Genomic DNA, 15625 nt, shown 5'->3' with positions numbered 1-15625 from the left:
CAGCCCTGTTGACCGCCTCCCCACTGGCCCAACGGTGGGGCAAATCGGACATCGATCTCTACGAATGCTCCTAGTAGGTCCGATTTGCCCTGTGCGGCTTGTCACCGGCGCGGGACCTCCGCCCGCCCCCGGCCGGGACCAAAGCCCTGCGACCGGCGTCACACCGGAGCTACGCTCCGGCCCGTGGACGCATCCGTGGTGGGGATCCGGCTGGCCTCGGGGGTCGTGACCCCCCTCCTGAAGAAGCTCTTCCGCGGGGAGGGCGCGGGAGCCGGCCTCGTGGACCGGCCCGTGCGGATCTCCTCGTACGTCTCCCTGCGCGAACAGCGCTCCCTCTCCCGCGACGACCTGCGCCGGCTGGCCGGCAAGCTGGTCGAGGAGGCCTTGCGGGCCCCCGGCGAACGACCCCTGCCGCCGGGCGGGGAGGCGGGCGTCGCGGCCGCACTGGCCGTCACCCTGCACGCCCTCGGGGACCTGGCCCTGGAGGACGCCGAGGCGGTCGGGATGGGCGCACGCGCCTTCGCCGCCGAACTGCGCAAGGCGGCTCCGGCCACGGGCCTGGGCCGGGACGCCGAGCTCTTCCACGACCGGCTCCTGGAAACCACCTGCCTGCACATCCTGCACTTCTTCACGACCCGCTCCGCCTACATCCCGTCCGCCCTGGTCGAGCAGGCCCGCCGCCAGGCCGAAGCCATCGCCAAGATCGACGCCCTGCTGGCCCGGATCCCGCGGCAGGACGGCCGGGACGCGGAGTTCGAGGCGAGGTACCGGGAGTACCTGGTCAAGCGGCACGGCACCCTGACGATCTTCGGGGTGGACCTGCCGCCGGGCTCGGCGCGCTGGCCGCTGGACGCCGCGTACGTGAGCCTGGAGACGGCCCCCCGACCCCGCCGCACCGGCGGTGAGGCCGGCGCCGAGGTCCCGCCCCGGGCAGCCGCCCCGGGCCCGGGTTCCCGGCGCGCCGAGGACGTCCTCGCCTTCGAGCCGTGCGTCCTGCTCCGCGGCGAGGCGGGCTCCGGCAAGACCACCCTGATCCAGTGGCTGGCCGTCTCCACCGCCCGCGACGAGCCCGAGGGCGGCCCGGTCCCCTTCGTCCTGCCCCTGCGGAACCTGACCCGCTACGGGGAGCGCCTGCCCGCCCCCGAGGACTTCCTGGTCGCCACCGCCCTGAAGGGCCGGGCCCCCGAGGGATGGGAGAGCCGGGTCCTGGGCGCGGGGCGGGGCCTGGTCCTCGTGGACGGCATCGACGAGATCCCGGAGGGCGAGCGGGACCGCGCCCGCGACTGGCTCACCGATCTGCTCACCGCCTATCCCGGCAACCGCTGGCTGGTCACCTCCCGGCCCTCCGCGGTCCGGCAGGACTGGCTGGCCGCCGAGGAGTTCGCCGAGCTGACCCTCGCCCCCATGAACCGGTCCGACGTGGCCGGCTTCGTCACCCGCTGGCACCGCGCCGCCGAGGCGGGCGAGCACCTCCGCGACCAGCTGCTGTCGTCCCTGGCCGGCAAGCCGGAGCTGGCGCGGCTCGCCACCAACCCGCTGCTGTGCGGGCTGATCTGCGCCCTGCACCGCGAACGGCACGGCTTCCTGCCCTCGGGCCGCAAGGAGCTCTACACGGCCGCCCTGTCGATGCTGCTCCACCGCCGCGACCGTGAGCGCGACCTGCGTCTGCCGGACCTGGCCGAGGAGCCGCAGCTCCAGCTCCTCCAGCGGCTCGCGTACTGGCTGATCCGCAACGGCCGCACCCAGCTCTCCCGGAAGCGGGCCGAGGAGCTCATCGGCGGCGCACTGCCCGCCGTACCGGCCGCCCAGGTGCTCGGGGACGCCCCGGCCGTCCTGCGGCACTTCCTGGAGCGGACCGGACTCCTGCGCGCGCCCACGGAGGACACCCTGGAGTTCGTCCACCGCACCTTCCAGGACTTCCTCGGGGCCCGGGCCGCACTGGACGAGGGCGGCCTCGGGGAGCTGACCCGGCACGCGGACGACGACCAGTGGGAGGACGTCATCCGCATGGCGGTCGCCCAGGGCCGCCCCCACGACCGCGCGGCGATCATCGGCGACCTGCTGGTCCGCGACTCCGACCGGTCGGTCCTGCTGGCCCTCGCGTCGCTGGAGTACGCGACCGAACTGGACCCCGGGCTGCGCCGGGAGGTGCGGGAGGCGGCCCGCCGGCTCATTCCGCCGCGCAGCGACGAGGCCGCGTACGCGCTCGGCCGGATCGGGCCGCTGATCCTGGACCTGCTGCCCCGCGACCCGGAGGTCCACCGGCACGCCCGCCGCTACGTGATCGCGGCCGCCGAGACCGGTTCCGAGGCGGCCATCGGATACCTCGCCGAGTACCGCCTCCACGGCAACGAGCAGGTCCGCGAGACGCTGACCCGGCTCTGGGAACGGTTCGACACCGATCACTACGCGGCCGAGGTGCTCGCCCGCATGGTCCCGCCGCCCACCGGTCTCCTCGTCGGATCGGACTCCGCCCTCGCCGCCCTGAAGGGCTTCACCGGCCCGCCCGACCTGTCCATCGGCCCCTCGGTGACCCGGGAAGCCCTGACGCGCTTCCTCGCCCGCCAGCCGGTGGCGGGACTGCGCCTGCCCGACGTGGGCGGCGGCGACCTCGGGTTCCTGCGCGGCCACACCTCCCTGCGCAGGCTCACCATCGGGCCCTGGCCCGCGCTGCTCGACCTGAGCGCGCTGTACGGGCTCCCCCTGGAGGAGGTGGCCCTCGGCCCCGGCCGCGACGTTCCCCTCGGCCCCGCCCTGGCCTCCTGGACCCGGCTGCGCGAGCTCAGGCTCGCCGCGGGGCACCGCGCCTGGTCCTTCACCGACTTCGCCCCCGAAGCCCGCCCGGAGCTGATCGACGTGGCCGAGGCGGACCCGGAGCTGGTGGGCCTCGGGCGGCTGGACAGCCTGCGTGCCCTGCTCCTCGGGGAGGACTGGCACCCCGGCGGGAAGGGCACCTGGGCGGAACTCTCGGCACTTCAGGGCCTGCGGGAGCTGACCGTGCCCGCCCGGGCGACGGACGATCTCGCCGCACTAGCGCACCTCCCCTCCCTCAGGACCCTCACGGTCCACGCCCTCGGCGGCTGGTGGGACGGGTCCGCCAGGACACGGGCGGCCCACCGGTTCCCGGAGGCGGAGCTGCGGACGCTGGCGTCCGAGGCCTACGAGGGCTGACCGGCGGCGGCCCACGGCAAAGGGGCGGCCCCGGAACCTTTCGGTCCCGGGGCCGCCCCTTCGTACCGCTGAGAGCGGCTAGCGCTTACGCACCCTTGGTGAGGTCCGGGCCGGAGCCCGACGCCTCGACGGGGGGAAGGTCCGCGATCGGAGTCTTCTCCTCGCCCCGGAAGGTGAACTTGGCTTCCTCGCCCTCACCCTCCTTGCCGACGACCACGATGTGACCGGGGCGCAGCTCGCCGAAGAGGATCTTCTCCGAGAGCACGTCCTCGATCTCGCGCTGGATCGTGCGGCGCAGCGGGCGGGCACCCATGATCGGGTCGTAGCCGCGCTTGGCCAGCAGTGCCTTCGCTTCCGTGCTGAGCTCGATGCCCATGTCACGGTCCTTCAGGCGGTCGTCCACCTTCGCGATCATCAGGTCGACGATCTGGACGATGTCTTCCTCGGTGAGCTGGTGGAAGACGACCGTGTCGTCGACACGGTTGAGGAACTCGGGCCGGAAGTGCTGCTTGAGCTCTTCGTTGACCTTCGCCTTCATCCGGTCGTATCCGGTCTTGGTGTCTCCCTGGGCCGCGAAGCCGAGGTTGAAGCCCTTCGAGATGTCCCGCGTACCCAGGTTGGTCGTCATGATGATGACCGTGTTCTTGAAGTCCACGACCCGGCCCTGGGAGTCGGTCAGGCGACCGTCTTCCAGGATCTGGAGAAGGGAATTGAAGATATCCGGGTGGGCCTTCTCGACCTCGTCGAAGAGGACGACGGAGAACGGCTTCCGGCGGACCTTCTCGGTCAGCTGGCCGCCCTCTTCGTACCCCACGTAGCCGGGGGGCGAACCGAAGAGACGGGAAACCGTGTGCTTCTCGCTGAACTCCGACATGTCGAGGGAGATCAGCGCGTCCTCGTCGCCGAAGAGGAATTCGGCGAGCGTCTTGGAGAGCTCGGTCTTACCGACACCGGACGGACCGGCGAAGATGAACGAGCCACCGGGACGCTTCGGGTCCTTCAGACCCGCACGGGTACGGCGGATGGCCTGGGAGAGCGCCTTGATGGCGTCCTTCTGGCCGATGACGCGACGGTGGAGCTCGTCTTCCATGCGGAGCAGTCGCGAGGACTCCTCCTCGGTGAGCTTGAAGACGGGAATGCCGGTCGCGGTCGCGAGGACTTCGGCGATGAGCTCGCCGTCGACCTCGGCGACGACGTCCATGTCGCCGGCCTTCCATTCCTTCTCGCGCTTGGCCTTCGCCGCCAGCAGCTGCTTCTCCGAATCACGGAGGGAAGCCGCCTTCTCGAAGTCCTGGGAGTCGATGGCCGACTCCTTGTCGCGACGCACGTTCGCGATCTTCTCGTCGAACTCGCGGAGGTCCGGCGGCGCGGTCATCCGGCGGATGCGCATCCGGGAGCCGGCCTCGTCGATCAGGTCGATCGCCTTGTCCGGGAGGAAGCGGTCCGAGATGTACCGGTCGGCCAGGGTGGCCGCCTGCACGAGGGCCTCGTCCGTGATGGAGACGCGGTGGTGGGCCTCGTAGCGGTCGCGCAGGCCCTTGAGGATCTCGATGGTGTGCTGGAGGGAAGGCTCCGCCACCTGGATCGGCTGGAAGCGGCGCTCGAGAGCGGCGTCCTTCTCAAGGTGCTTGCGGTACTCGTCGAGCGTCGTGGCACCGATGGTCTGGAGCTCACCACGGGCCAGCATGGGCTTCAGGATGCTGGCGGCGTCGATCGCGCCCTCGGCGGCGCCCGCACCCACGAGGGTGTGGAGCTCGTCGATGAACAGGATGATGTCGCCGCGGGTGCGGATCTCCTTGAGCACCTTCTTGAGGCGCTCTTCGAAGTCACCGCGGTAGCGGGAACCGGCGACCAGGGCACCCAGGTCAAGCGTGTAGAGGTGCTTGTCCTTGAGGGTCTCGGGGACCTCGCCCTTGACGATCGCCTGGGCCAGGCCCTCGACGACGGCGGTCTTGCCGACGCCGGGCTCGCCGATGAGGACCGGGTTGTTCTTGGTCCGGCGGGAGAGCACCTGCATGACCCGCTCGATCTCCTTCTCGCGCCCGATGACCGGGTCGAGCTTGGATTCGCGAGCCGCCTGCGTGAGGTTGCGGCCGAACTGGTCCAGGACGAGCGAGGTCGAGGGCGTGCCCTCGGCCGGGCCGCCGGCCGTTGCCGACTCCTTGCCTCCGCCGGAGTAGCCGGAGAGCAGCTGGATGACCTGCTGCCGGACTCGGTTGAGATCGGCGCCCAGCTTCACCAGGACCTGGGCGGCGACGCCCTCGCCCTCGCGAATGAGGCCGAGCAGGATGTGCTCGGTGCCGATGTAGTTGTGGCCGAGCTGGAGGGCCTCTCGGAGCGAAAGCTCCAGGACCTTCTTCGCCCGCGGGGTGAAGGGGATGTGGCCGGAAGGGGCCTGCTGCCCCTGTCCGATGATCTCCTCAACCTGCTGGCGAACAGCCTCGAGCGAAATCCCGAGGCTCTCCAAGGCCTTAGCGGCGACACCCTCACCCTCGTGGATCAAGCCCAGGAGGATGTGCTCGGTGCCGATGTAGTTGTGGTTGAGCATCCGGGCTTCTTCCTGAGCCAGGACGACAACCCGCCGCGCGCGGTCGGTGAACCTCTCGAACATCGTTTATCGCTCCTCAGAGCGGTCGGGCAGTTCGGGGTCGGTCCCCGCCCTGTCCTTCCGCATGCTAGTCCCGCGGGGCGGGACAGCTCATTCCAACTGCCGACATCCGTCCGCGGCTCACCCTCACGTCCGTGGGAAAACCCGGCTGTAAGTGCCGACAACTGCTCCAACCCGATGGTGCGAGACGATGTTCCCGCAGGCCAGGCAGATACCCGTCACAGGTGTACGCCGATGGCGAACGGAAGCCGGTCTCGGACCCTGCAAAACAGCGTGTCGCCCCGATCCACTAGGAATGTCTTACCCGTAAGAGCGGACAGTTCACGCTGGTGGACGACTGATCCCTCCGCTACGGGCGAACACGCATCCGTCCCGTATGTGAGACTCCGGCCCTGCGGAGGTTTACGTTCCGCATTGATGCGAGTGCCCTGCGTCACATCGGACGCTCCTTCCCGCGTAACTCCGGAGCGTTTCCGCAGTTGCTCCGGACATGGCCCTCACCGCGCCGCCCGCCACCGTCCCGCTCCCCCGCGCTCCGATCGGGGAGCTCCCGGCCGACTGGTACCCGCGCGTGCTCGGCTGGCCCGTGGCCGGCGGTCCGCCCGCGCAGCTGGTGACCGGGGTGCGGTTCGACGTACTGGAGCTGCCGGCCGATGCCGGCACGGCGGTGCTGCGGGGGCCCTGCCGCGATGCCGTCACGGGTCCCGTGGCCCTGATGGGCCGCAGGATGCGGTTCCTGGTGGCCCCTGGGAGCGCCGACGAGCTGGAAGGGCTGCTCGACTGGCTGGAGTGGGGCGGGGTGGCCCTGGATCTCGCCGCCCTGGGTACGGGTGGCCGGATCACCGCTCCACTGCCTCCGGGACACCTGGTGGGGCCCGGGGAAAGCCCTCGGGGGGCCGCCGTGTGGCTGCGGCCCCCCGAGCAGGGGTGTGAGGCACTGCTGCCCGCCCTGCCCGCTGCGGGGCAGGGCTCCGGGCCCGGTCGTGGCGCGGGCGCCACCGGGCCCGGTCTCGTACGCCTGGTCGCGGCGGCGGCGACGGAATGCCACCGGGCGCGGCTGCGGCGGCGTACGGCCTCTGCGCATCGCATCGGCACCGGGATTCCGACCGGAGGTCAGCCCCGGTTCTCGTAGGCCTCGCGGATCTCCTGCGGCACGCGGCCGCGATCGTTGACGCTCATGCCCTGGGCCTTGGCCCAGGCGCGGATCTCGGCCGTGTCCGGGTTGCCGGACGTCGCGGCGGCGCGGCCGCCCTTGGTACGACCCGCCGCGGCACGGCCACCGGTGCGGCGACCGCCCTTGGTGAACGGGTCGAGCAGCCCGCGGAGCTTTTCAGCGTTGGCGGTGGTGAGGTCGATCTCGTAGGTCTTGCCATCCAGAGCGAACGTCACCGTCTCGTCCGCCTCGCCGCCGTCGAGGTCGTCGACAAGAAGGACCTGAACCTTCTGTGCCACCGGGATTTCCTTTCATCGAAAAGCAGTACGCGGAAAGGAAACCGCTTTTGACTGGAAAACACAAACCCCCCGTCACGGGTTCGGGTCCGCAACGGGTCGGGAAACATACGCGATTCGGACATAGGCCCCGGGGCCGGGGTCCCGGGAAATCCCCTGCGTGATCGATCAGAGGTGCAGAAGCATCCGGCTGTTGCCCAAGGTGTTCGGCTTCACTCGTTCGAGACCGAGGAACTCGGCGACACCCTCGTCATAGGAACGCAGCAGCTCCATGTAGACATCGGTGTCGACCGGGGTCTCGCCGATCTCGGTGAAGCCGTGCTTCGCGAAGAAGTCCACTTCGAAGGTCAGGCAGAAAACTCGGCTGACACCTACCCTGCGAGCGGTCTCCAGCAACTTGTCGAGCACGAGATGTCCGACTCCCCCGCCCTTCAAGTCGCGGTCGACGGCAAGAGTGCGGACTTCGGCCAGGTCTTCCCACATCACGTGGAGCGCGCCGCAGCCGACCACCTGGCCATCGGAGTCGCGTTCCGCGACCCAGAACTCCTGGATGTCCTCATAAAGGACGACCGGCGCTTTGTCCAGCAGGATCCGCTGCTGTACGTACTGGTCGAGCAGGCGGCGCAGCGCGGGAACGTCACCGGTGCGCGCTCGGCGGATCGTCACGGTTTTTGCATGTGCAGCGGAAAACTCACCCATGCCCGGACGTTATCCCCCCGGCGCGGTCCCCGGTGCCGCGGAGTCGCCTTCGGTGCTTGCGGGCGGCGGGGAAGCCGCCGACTCCGGAGAAGCTCCGGGTACCGGCGCGGCTTCGGGTTCCCGTACGGCTTGGGGTTCCTGTACGGCTTGGGGTTCCTGTGCGGCTTCGGGTTCTGCCGGCTGCACGATGCGCACGGCGTCCCGGAGTGCCTCGCGCTGTTCCGCCGACATCATGCCGAAGAAGGCCACGAGGGCGGCTGCCGGGTTGTCGCTCGTGGACCAGGCTTCGTTCATCAGTGCGGCCGAGTAAGCGGCCCGGGTGGAGACGGCCGTATATCGATAGGCGCGGCCTTCCGCTTCGCGGCGGACCCAGCCCTTCTGATGAAGATTGTCCATAACGGTCATGACCGTGGTGTACGCGATGGACCGTTCCTGCTGCAGGTCTTCCAGGACTTCGCGAACGGTGACCGGGCGGTTCCACTGCCACACCCGCGTCATGACTGCGTCTTCGAGTTCTCCCAAGGGGCGAGGCACAGCAGCACGATAGTGCGGGTTGTGGTGAATTGCGCGGCTATCCGGGCGGCAAGGCGCAACAAAATCGGGCGTACGGCCTCGAGGCCGTACGCCCGCCCCCGTGGAGGGGGCCTACTGCTGGGGCTGGGACTGCTGGGCGGCCTCGGCGCGGGCGAGCACGGCGTCGACGGCCGCGTCCTCCTTGGCCTTGTTGGCGCCGCCCTGGCTCTTCACGATCGTCACGACGAGCGCGATGAAGAACACGGCCATCACGAAGGGGGGCACGAGCGCGGAAACGTAGTCCATGCCCCCAGCCTAGCTACCCGACCGCGCGCCCGGCCTCCGGGGGCGGAGTGGGCTTGCGGCGGGGCGGGAAGACCTCGCCCGGGGTCGGGATGGGCCGGGCCGGGCGGTCGTCGGGGCGCGGTTCGGTCTTGGGGCGCGCCGGGTCGTTCTCCTTGCCGGAGCCGCCCTTGTCGGTGCCCCGGCCGTCGGTGTCCCTGCTGGCGGAGCCCCGGCCGCCGGAGCCCCGGGTGTCCGTGCCGCCGGCGAGGGTCAGCAGCCGGGTGCGCGGCGCGGGCGCCGTGGACAGCCTGCGGCGTACGGAGCGCTCCGCGATGGTCTGGGCCCGCTCCAGCAGCGCCCCGGCGACCGGGTTGGCGCGCAGCGCGCGGAGGGCGGCGAGGTCGTCCGGCACCGGTTCGTAGCCGGCGGCCAGGGCGTCCTGGAGCAGCTCCAGGTAGCCGGAGAGGCTGCCGGGCAGGGCGGCTCTGTACCGCGCCAGGTCGGCGAGGAGGAAGGCTCTGAGTCTCCCCGCCTCCTGGACCGCGTCGTCCACCGACGCCGCGAGGCGCAGGCAGTCCTGGACCTCGACGGCCGTGAGGGGGGCCGTCGAGGACTGAAGGGCGTGAGCGAGCGAACGCCTGAGCACGTGAAGCTCATCGGCGCCGAACGCCATGCCGCCGCGGGATCCGTAGGGCGTGGGCATGGGCCGAAGATACGCGCTAATCGGACAAAATCCCTTGAGTGAACACGTACAGGGCGCGTGTCCCCGCGGGAAAGCCCCGGGAAGAGCAGAGCCCGGAGCGGGAATGCCGGGCGGGAAGGATCGGAGGGTGTCAGTCCGCTTGCTTGACCACGCGGAGGAAATCGGCCCAGGCGGCCTGGGTGGTGGCGAGGACCAGATGGGCCGGGTCGGCGCGGTCGGCCACGCGGACCAGGGTTCCGGGGGCGGCGCTGACGTACACGCAGTTGTCCCCCTCGCCGCAGAACGAGGACTTCTGCCAGGCGGGCCGAGCGTTCATGGCGTCTCCTCCGGTCACTGGCGCTGTGGCGCCGGGGACGGGCTCCCGGTACTTCTCGTGGGGCACGTTATCCCCGCGACGGCCGTGGTCCGGCCATTTCCGGGGAAATTGTCATGCCGGGCGTCAGGACGCGGTAAGGACGCGAAAACGGCCCCCGGCCTCCCGAAGGGGGAGGGCGGGGGCCGTCGGCGCCCGGTCAGCCGAAGGAGGGCGCGTTGCGCTCGTAGACCAGCCGCAGGCCGATCAGGGTGAGCCAGGGCTCGTGGTCGTCGATGGCCTCGGCCTCGCCGAGGACGATCGGGGCCAGGCCGCCGGTGGCGATGACGCGGACGTCGTCCGGGACGCCGTTCGGGCCGGCCAGCTCCTTGGCCATGCGGCCCACGATCCCGTCGACCTGGCCCGCGAACCCGTAGACCACGCCCGACTGCATCGCCTCGACCGTGGACTTGCCGATGACGTTGCGCGGGCGGGCCAGCTCGATCTTGCGGAGCTGGGCGCCGCGTACGCCGAGGGCCTCCATGGAGATCTCGATGCCCGGGGAGATCACCCCGCCGACGTACTCGCCCTTGGCGGAGACGGCGTCGAAGGTGGTCGCCGTGCCGAAGTCGACGACGATCGCGGGCCCGCCGTAGAGCTCGGCGGCGGCGACCGCGTTGACGATGCGGTCCGCGCCGACCTCCTTCGGGTTGTCCATCAGGATCGGCACGCCCGTCTTGGTGCCGGGCTCCACGATCACCGCGGGGACGTCCCCGTAGTAGCGGCGGGTCACCTCGCGGAGCTCGTGCAGCACCGCCGGCACCGTCGAGCAGATCGCGATGCCGTGGATGCCGTCGCCCAGTTCGTTGCCGAGCATCGGGTGCATGCCCATCAGGCCCTGCATCAGCACGGCCATCTCGTCGGCCGTGCGGCGCGGGTCGGTCGAGACCCGCCAGTGCTCGACGATCTCGTCACCGTCGAACAGGCCAAGGACCGTATGGGAGTTGCCCACGTCGATGGTGAGGAGCATCGGTTACACCGCCTCGCGCAGATCGAGGCCGATGTCCAGGATCGGGGAGGAGTGGGTCAGCGCGCCGACCGCGAGGAAGTCGACGCCGGTCTCCGCGTAGGCGCGGGCGGTGTCCAGGGTGAGGCGGCCCGAGGACTCCAGGGTGGCGCGGCCGGCCACCAGGGCGACGGCCTCCGCGGTCTGCGCCACGGTGAAGTTGTCGAGCAGGATCAGGTCCGCACCGGCCTCCAGGACCTCGCCGACCTGCTCCAGGGTGTCGACCTCGACCTCGATCGGAACCTCCGGGAAGGCCTCCCGCACGGCCGTGAAGGCCTGGACCACCCCGCCGGCCGCGACCACGTGGTTGTCCTTGACCAGCGCCGCGTCCGACAGCGACATGCGGTGGTTGACCCCGCCGCCGCAGCGCACCGCGTACTTCTCCAGGGAACGCAGGCCCGGGGTGGTCTTGCGGGTGTCGCGGACCCTGGCGCCGGTGCCCTCCAGGACCTCGGCCCAGCGGCGGGTGGCCGTCGCGACGCCCGACAGGCGGCACACGATGTTCAGGGCGCTGCGCTCGGCGGTCAGCAGGTCCCGGGTGCGCGAGCGCACCGACAGGAGCACGTCCCCGGCCTTGACGCTGTCGCCGTCCTCCGCGTGCCGCTCGACCTCGAAGGACTCGGTGCAGACCACCGAGAACACGGCCTCGGCGATGCGCAGGCCGGCCACGACGCCGTCCTCGCGGGCGACGAAGTCGGCGATCGCCTCGGCCTCTTCGGGGACGGTGGCGACGGTGGTGACGTCGACCCCGCCGTCGAGGTCCTCGGAGAGCGCCATGTGCGCGATGTCCTCGACCTCGATGGGGTCCAGACCGGCTTCCTCCAGCAGTTCGGCGAGTGCCGGGTCGAGGCCGGACTCCTCGCCTTCGCCGCAGGCGCAGTCGTCGCCGCAGCCGCCGGTTTCGCTCTGGCCCACGAGGGGGAGCTCGGCGTGCTCGTGGGTGTGGTCGTGCTCGTGCGTGCTCACGGTTACGGCTCCAGGCTTTGGTTGCTGCCGGTGGGGGCTGTGCTGTCGGTGCTGTGTGCGGTGTCTGTGCTGTCTGCGGTGTCTGTGCCGTCCGCGTTCGAGGGGACCCGTACCGAGGGGAAGTCCGCCGAGTCCGTGGCGGTGACGACCAGCGCCCGCCGCTCGGTCTCCGACAGGCGGACGACCAGGTGGCGCCGCCAGGCGGTGTCGTCCCGGTCGGGGTGGTCCTCGCGCCAGTGGCAGCCGCGGGTCTCCGCGCGCCGCTGGGCGGCGGCGACCAGCACCCGGGCCACGCACAGGAGGTTGGTGGCCTCCCAGGTCTCGGTGCCGGGGACGGCGGTCTTGCCGTGGGTCTCCAGCTCCGTCAGCGCCGTCGCGTACAGGGCTTCGAGCGCGGCGGCGGCCCGGCTCAGCGACGCGGCGGAGCGGAGCACGCCCGCGCCGTCGGTCATGATGCGCTGGATCTCGTAGCGCGCCTCGGCGGGCTGGAGGGGGCCGGTGGCCGGGACGGGGATGCCGGGGCCGGTGCCCGCGGGCGGGTTCCCGATGATGTCGTCGGCGATGCGCTCGGCGAAGACCAGGCCCTCCAGCAGGGAGTTGGAGGCCAGCCGGTTCGCGCCGTGCACCCCGGTGCAGGCGACCTCGCCGCAGGCGTACAGCCCGGGGACGGTGGTGCGGCCGTGCAGGTCGGTCCGTACGCCGCCGGAGGCGTAGTGCGCGGCCGGGGCGACGGGGATCGGCTCCGTCACCGGGTCGATGCCGTGCGAGCGGCAGGCGGCGAGGATGGTCGGGAAGCGCTGCTCCCACATCGCGGCGCCGAAGTGCCGGGCGTCGAGGTACATGTGCTCGGTGCCCAGCTCCTGCATGCGCCGCATGATGCCCTTGGCGACGATGTCGCGAGGGGCGAGCTCGGCGAGCTCGTGCTGGCCGGTCATGAAGCGGACCCCGCCGGCGTCGACGAGGTACGCGCCCTCGCCGCGGACGGCCTCCGACACCAGGGGCTGCTGGCCCTCGGCGTCGGCGCCGAGGAAGAGCACGGTGGGGTGGAACTGGACGAATTCGAGGTCGGAGACCTCGGCGCCGGCGCGCAGCGCGAGGGCCACTCCGTCGCCGGTGGAGACCGACGGGTTGGTGGTCGCGGAGAAGACCTGGCCCATGCCGCCGGTCGCGAGGATCACGGCGGGCGCGTGGACGGCGCCGACCCCGTCGTGCTGGCCCTCGCCCATGACGTGCAGGGTGACGCCCGCGGTACGGCCCTGCGCGTCCAGGAGCAGGTCCAGGACCAGCGCGTTCTCGACGGTCTCGATGCCGGCGGCCTGGACGGCCTCGACGAGCGCGCGGGAGATCTCGGCGCCGGTGGCGTCCCCGCCGGCGTGCGCGATGCGGCGGCGGTGGTGGCCGCCCTCCCGGGTCAGCTCGATCTCGCCGGTCTCCGCGGAGGTGTCGAAGACGGCGCCGGTCGCGATGAGCCGGCGCACGGCGTCGGGGCCCTCGGTGACCAGGAGCCGGACGGCCGCCTCGTCGCACAGTCCGGCGCCCGCGACGAGGGTGTCGTCGAGGTGCTGCTCGGGGGTGTCCCCGTCGCCGAGGGCGGCGGCGATGCCGCCCTGGGCCCAGCGGGTGGAGCCGTCGTCGAGCCGGGCCTTGGTGACCACGACGGTACGGCGGCCCGCGGCCGCGCAGCGCAGCGCGGCGGTCAGTCCGGCGACTCCGGACCCGACGACCACGACATCGGCGTCCACGGACCAGCCGGGCGCCTGGGCGTGGAGCCGTATGCCGGTGCTGGTGCCCGCTGCTGCGGGGCCTCTGCCTGGGGTGCTCACGGTTGTGCTCCGAACTCCAATGGGATGTTGTCGATCAGACGGGTCGCGCCCACCTTCGCGGCGACGGCCAGTACGGCCTGACCGGTGAAGCCGTGGCCGGCCTCGGTGAAGTCCTGGGGGTCCACCAGCGCCAGGTAGTCCAGGACGAGCGACGGCTCGTGACGGCCCGCCTCCTCCAGGACGTGCCGCGCGGCGGCCCGTACGGCCTCCGGCAGCCCGGCGCCCGCCGCGGCGACGGCGTGGGCGTCGGCGGAGGCGCGGATCTCGCCGAGCCGGGCCAGGCCGCTGGCCCGCTCGTCCCCGGCCGGCGGGGCCTGGGCCTCGGCGCGGGCGCGCAGGGCGGCCTGCGCGGCGAGGCGGTCGCGGCCGGCGAACAGGGCGCGGGACAGCGCGAGGGCGGCGCCGCGCTCCTTGGCGGAGAGGTAGCGGTTGCGGGAGGACAGCGCCAGCCCGTCCGGCTCGCGGACCGTCGGTACGCCGACCACCTCCACGGGGAAGTTCAGGTCGGTCACCATCCGCCGGATCAAGGCCAGTTGCTGCGCGTCCTTCTGGCCGAAGAAGGCCAGGTCGGGGCGGGTGAGGTGGAGCAGCTTGGCGACGACGGTCAGCATGCCGTCGAAGTGGCCGGGCCGGGTGGCGCCTTCGAGGCGGCCGCCCATCGGGCCGGCGGTGATCCGGACCTGGGGGTCGCCCCCGGGGTAGACCTCGTCGACGGCCGGGGCGAACACGGCGTCGGCTCCGGCCGCTTCGGCGATCGCCAGGTCGGCGTCGAGGGTGCGGGGGTAGCGGTCGAGGTCCTCGTTCGCCCCGAACTGGAGGGGGTTGACGAAGACGGTGACCACGACCTGGCCGATGGGGCCGACGTGCTCGCGGGCGGTGCGGACCAGGGTGGCGTGGCCCTCGTGGAGGGCGCCCATGGTCATGACGACGGCGCGGCGGGCGGCGGTGTCTGCGGCGGCTTCGGTGGCTGCGGCTCGCGGCAGGCCGTGCAGGGCCGCGGCGGTGTCGAGGAGGATCACAGCTCGCCGCCTTCGGTTCCCTCGGGGCCGGGGTGGCCGGGGCGGCCGGGCTGGCCGGGGTCGATGCCGTTCGCGCCGTCGGCCAGGACGCCGAGGAGGTCCTCGGCCAGTTCGGGCTTGAGCAGGCCGTGCGCGAGCGCGCGGTCGGCGGTCGTACGGGCCATCGCGAGGTACCCGGCGACGGTGCCCGGGGCGTGCTTGCGCAGCTCCGAGACGTGCGCGGCGACCGTACCGGCGTCACCGCGGGCCACCGGGCCGGTCAGGGCGGCGTCACCGGAGCGCAGGGCGTTGTCGAGGGCCGCGCCGAGGAGCGGGCCGAGCATCCGGTTCGGGTGCTCGACGCCCGCCTTGCCCAGGAGTTCCATCGACTGGGCGACCAGGGTGACCAGGTGGTTCGCGCCGAGTGCGAGGGCCGCGTGGTAGAGCGGGCGGTTCACCTCGGCGATCCACTCGGGCTCCCCGCCCATCTCGATGACCAGGGCCTCGGCGGCGAGCCGCAGCTCGTCGGGGGCGGTCACCCCGAAGGAACAGCCCGCGAGGCGCTGCACGTCGACCTCGGTGCCGGTGAAGGTCATCGCGGGGTGCAGGGCCAGCGGCAGCGCGCCCGCGCGGCGCGCGGGGTCCAGCACGGAGACCCCGTACCGCCCCGAGGTGTGGACGAGGAGCTGTCCGGGGCGGACCGCGCCGGTCTCGGCGAGGCCCTCCACCAGGGACGGCAGCGCGTCGTCGGGAACGGTCAGGAGCACGAGGTCGGAGGCCTGGAGCACCTGGGCGGGCGACACCACCGGCACGCCGGGCAGCATCCGCTCGGCCCGGCGCCGCGAGGCGTCGGAGACCCCGGAGACGGCGACGGGGCGGTGCCCGGTCTGCTGCAGGGCGCAGGCCAGCGCGGGACCGACCCGGCCGGCTCCGACGACACCGACGGAGAGCCGGGCGGGGCGCTCCGCCTGGGGGGCTGTGTTCACGCGGGGGAGGCCTTCCGTTCCGTTCCGGTCCGCGGGGGGTACCGGACGATACGTCGCCATGCTAGC

Annotated in this window: 14 protein-coding genes; 2 read left to right on the top strand and 12 right to left on the bottom strand. The window is 72.1% G+C overall.

Features of this window, described 5'->3' with window-relative positions; all coding sequences use genetic code 11:
* Nucleotides 1-183: 183 nt before the first annotated feature.
* Entirely contained in the window at nt 184-3171 is a 2988-nt protein-coding gene (locus ACIA8F_RS32700) for an NACHT domain-containing protein (RefSeq protein ID WP_399384262.1), read from the top strand.
* Between the two features lie 85 nt (nt 3172-3256).
* On the opposite strand, the gene ACIA8F_RS32695 is transcribed toward ACIA8F_RS32700, so the two are convergent.
* Nucleotides 3257-5782, bottom strand: coding sequence for an ATP-dependent Clp protease ATP-binding subunit (locus ACIA8F_RS32695; protein WP_399384260.1), 2526 nt, complete (start codon nt 5780-5782; stop codon nt 3257-3259).
* A 487-nt stretch (nt 5783-6269) separates the two neighbouring features.
* On the opposite strand from ACIA8F_RS32695, the gene ACIA8F_RS32690 reads away from it, so the two are divergent.
* Nucleotides 6270-6911 (top strand): SCO3374 family protein, encoded by a 642-nt coding sequence (locus ACIA8F_RS32690; RefSeq protein ID WP_399384259.1) that lies wholly within the window; start codon nt 6270-6272, stop codon nt 6909-6911.
* Here ACIA8F_RS32690 and ACIA8F_RS32685 read toward each other — a convergent pair.
* From ACIA8F_RS32685 to ACIA8F_RS32635, 11 genes are all read right to left on the bottom strand, one after another.
* Nucleotides 6893-7231 carry an Lsr2 family protein gene (locus tag ACIA8F_RS32685; RefSeq protein ID WP_250752815.1) on the bottom strand — a complete coding sequence of 113 codons (339 nt, stop codon included), beginning with the start codon at nt 7229-7231 and terminating at the stop codon, nt 6893-6895. The genes ACIA8F_RS32690 and ACIA8F_RS32685 overlap by 19 nt on opposite strands.
* 165 nt (nt 7232-7396) lie before the next feature.
* On the bottom strand, nt 7397-7927 hold the full coding sequence (locus ACIA8F_RS32680; protein WP_399384257.1) for an amino-acid N-acetyltransferase: 531 nt from the start codon (nt 7925-7927) through the stop codon (nt 7397-7399).
* Nucleotides 7928-7936: 9 nt separating this feature from the next.
* Nucleotides 7937-8461, bottom strand: a complete 525-nt coding sequence (locus ACIA8F_RS32675) for a BlaI/MecI/CopY family transcriptional regulator (RefSeq protein ID WP_399384255.1) — start codon at nt 8459-8461, stop codon at nt 7937-7939.
* A gap of 111 nt (nt 8462-8572) precedes the next feature.
* Nucleotides 8573-8746, bottom strand: a complete 174-nt coding sequence (locus ACIA8F_RS32670) for a hypothetical protein (protein ID WP_399384254.1) — start codon at nt 8744-8746, stop codon at nt 8573-8575.
* Nucleotides 8747-8759: 13 nt separating this feature from the next.
* On the bottom strand, nt 8760-9428 hold the full coding sequence (locus ACIA8F_RS32665) for a hypothetical protein (protein WP_399384253.1): 669 nt from the start codon (nt 9426-9428) through the stop codon (nt 8760-8762).
* Between the two features lie 130 nt (nt 9429-9558).
* The gene (locus ACIA8F_RS32660) at nt 9559-9744 is read right to left on the bottom strand and encodes a DUF397 domain-containing protein (RefSeq protein WP_383955091.1); all 186 of its coding nucleotides are present in this window, start codon (nt 9742-9744) and stop codon (nt 9559-9561) included.
* Nucleotides 9745-9940: 196 nt separating this feature from the next.
* Complete coding sequence (locus ACIA8F_RS32655) at nt 9941-10750, bottom strand: type III pantothenate kinase (RefSeq protein WP_383955093.1); 810 nt, start codon at nt 10748-10750, stop codon at nt 9941-9943.
* Between the two features lie 3 nt (nt 10751-10753).
* Entirely contained in the window at nt 10754-11701 is a 948-nt protein-coding gene (gene nadC, locus ACIA8F_RS32650) for a carboxylating nicotinate-nucleotide diphosphorylase (protein ID WP_399384306.1), read from the bottom strand.
* A gap of 53 nt (nt 11702-11754) precedes the next feature.
* Nucleotides 11755-13575 carry an L-aspartate oxidase gene (locus ACIA8F_RS32645; RefSeq protein ID WP_399384251.1) on the bottom strand — a complete coding sequence of 607 codons (1821 nt, stop codon included), beginning with the start codon at nt 13573-13575 and terminating at the stop codon, nt 11755-11757.
* Entirely contained in the window at nt 13572-14594 is a 1023-nt protein-coding gene (panC, locus tag ACIA8F_RS32640; RefSeq protein ID WP_399384249.1) for a pantoate--beta-alanine ligase, read from the bottom strand. The genes ACIA8F_RS32645 and panC overlap by 4 nt, the downstream gene beginning before the upstream one ends.
* Nucleotides 14591-15619 (bottom strand): Rossmann-like and DUF2520 domain-containing protein, encoded by a 1029-nt coding sequence (locus ACIA8F_RS32635; RefSeq protein ID WP_399384248.1) that lies wholly within the window; start codon nt 15617-15619, stop codon nt 14591-14593. The genes panC and ACIA8F_RS32635 overlap by 4 nt, the downstream gene beginning before the upstream one ends.
* Nucleotides 15620-15625: the final 6 nt, after the last annotated feature.

It is taken from the genome of Streptomyces sp. NPDC051563, from assembly GCF_044454225.1.
Classification (GTDB): domain Bacteria; phylum Actinomycetota; class Actinomycetes; order Streptomycetales; family Streptomycetaceae; genus Streptomyces.
Note: the sequence above shows the minus strand (reverse complement) of the source record. Positions and strands in the feature narration are given on the sequence as shown.

Coding starts and splice junctions, on each gene's coding strand:
- ACIA8F_RS32695 (WP_399384260.1), bottom strand. CDS start 5,782: ATGTTCGAGAGGTTCACCGACCGCGCGCGGCGGGTTGTCGTCCTGGCT.
- ACIA8F_RS32690 (WP_399384259.1), top strand. CDS start 6,270: ATGGCCCTCACCGCGCCGCCCGCCACCGTCCCGCTCCCCCGCGCTCCG.
- ACIA8F_RS32680 (WP_399384257.1), bottom strand. CDS start 7,927: ATGGGTGAGTTTTCCGCTGCACATGCAAAAACCGTGACGATCCGCCGA.
- ACIA8F_RS32670 (WP_399384254.1), bottom strand. CDS start 8,746: ATGGACTACGTTTCCGCGCTCGTGCCCCCCTTCGTGATGGCCGTGTTC.
- ACIA8F_RS32665 (WP_399384253.1), bottom strand. CDS start 9,428: ATGCCCACGCCCTACGGATCCCGCGGCGGCATGGCGTTCGGCGCCGAT.
- ACIA8F_RS32660 (WP_383955091.1), bottom strand. CDS start 9,744: ATGAACGCTCGGCCCGCCTGGCAGAAGTCCTCGTTCTGCGGCGAGGGG.
- ACIA8F_RS32655 (WP_383955093.1), bottom strand. CDS start 10,750: ATGCTCCTCACCATCGACGTGGGCAACTCCCATACGGTCCTTGGCCTG.
- ACIA8F_RS32635 (WP_399384248.1), bottom strand. CDS start 15,619: ATGGCGACGTATCGTCCGGTACCCCCCGCGGACCGGAACGGAACGGAA.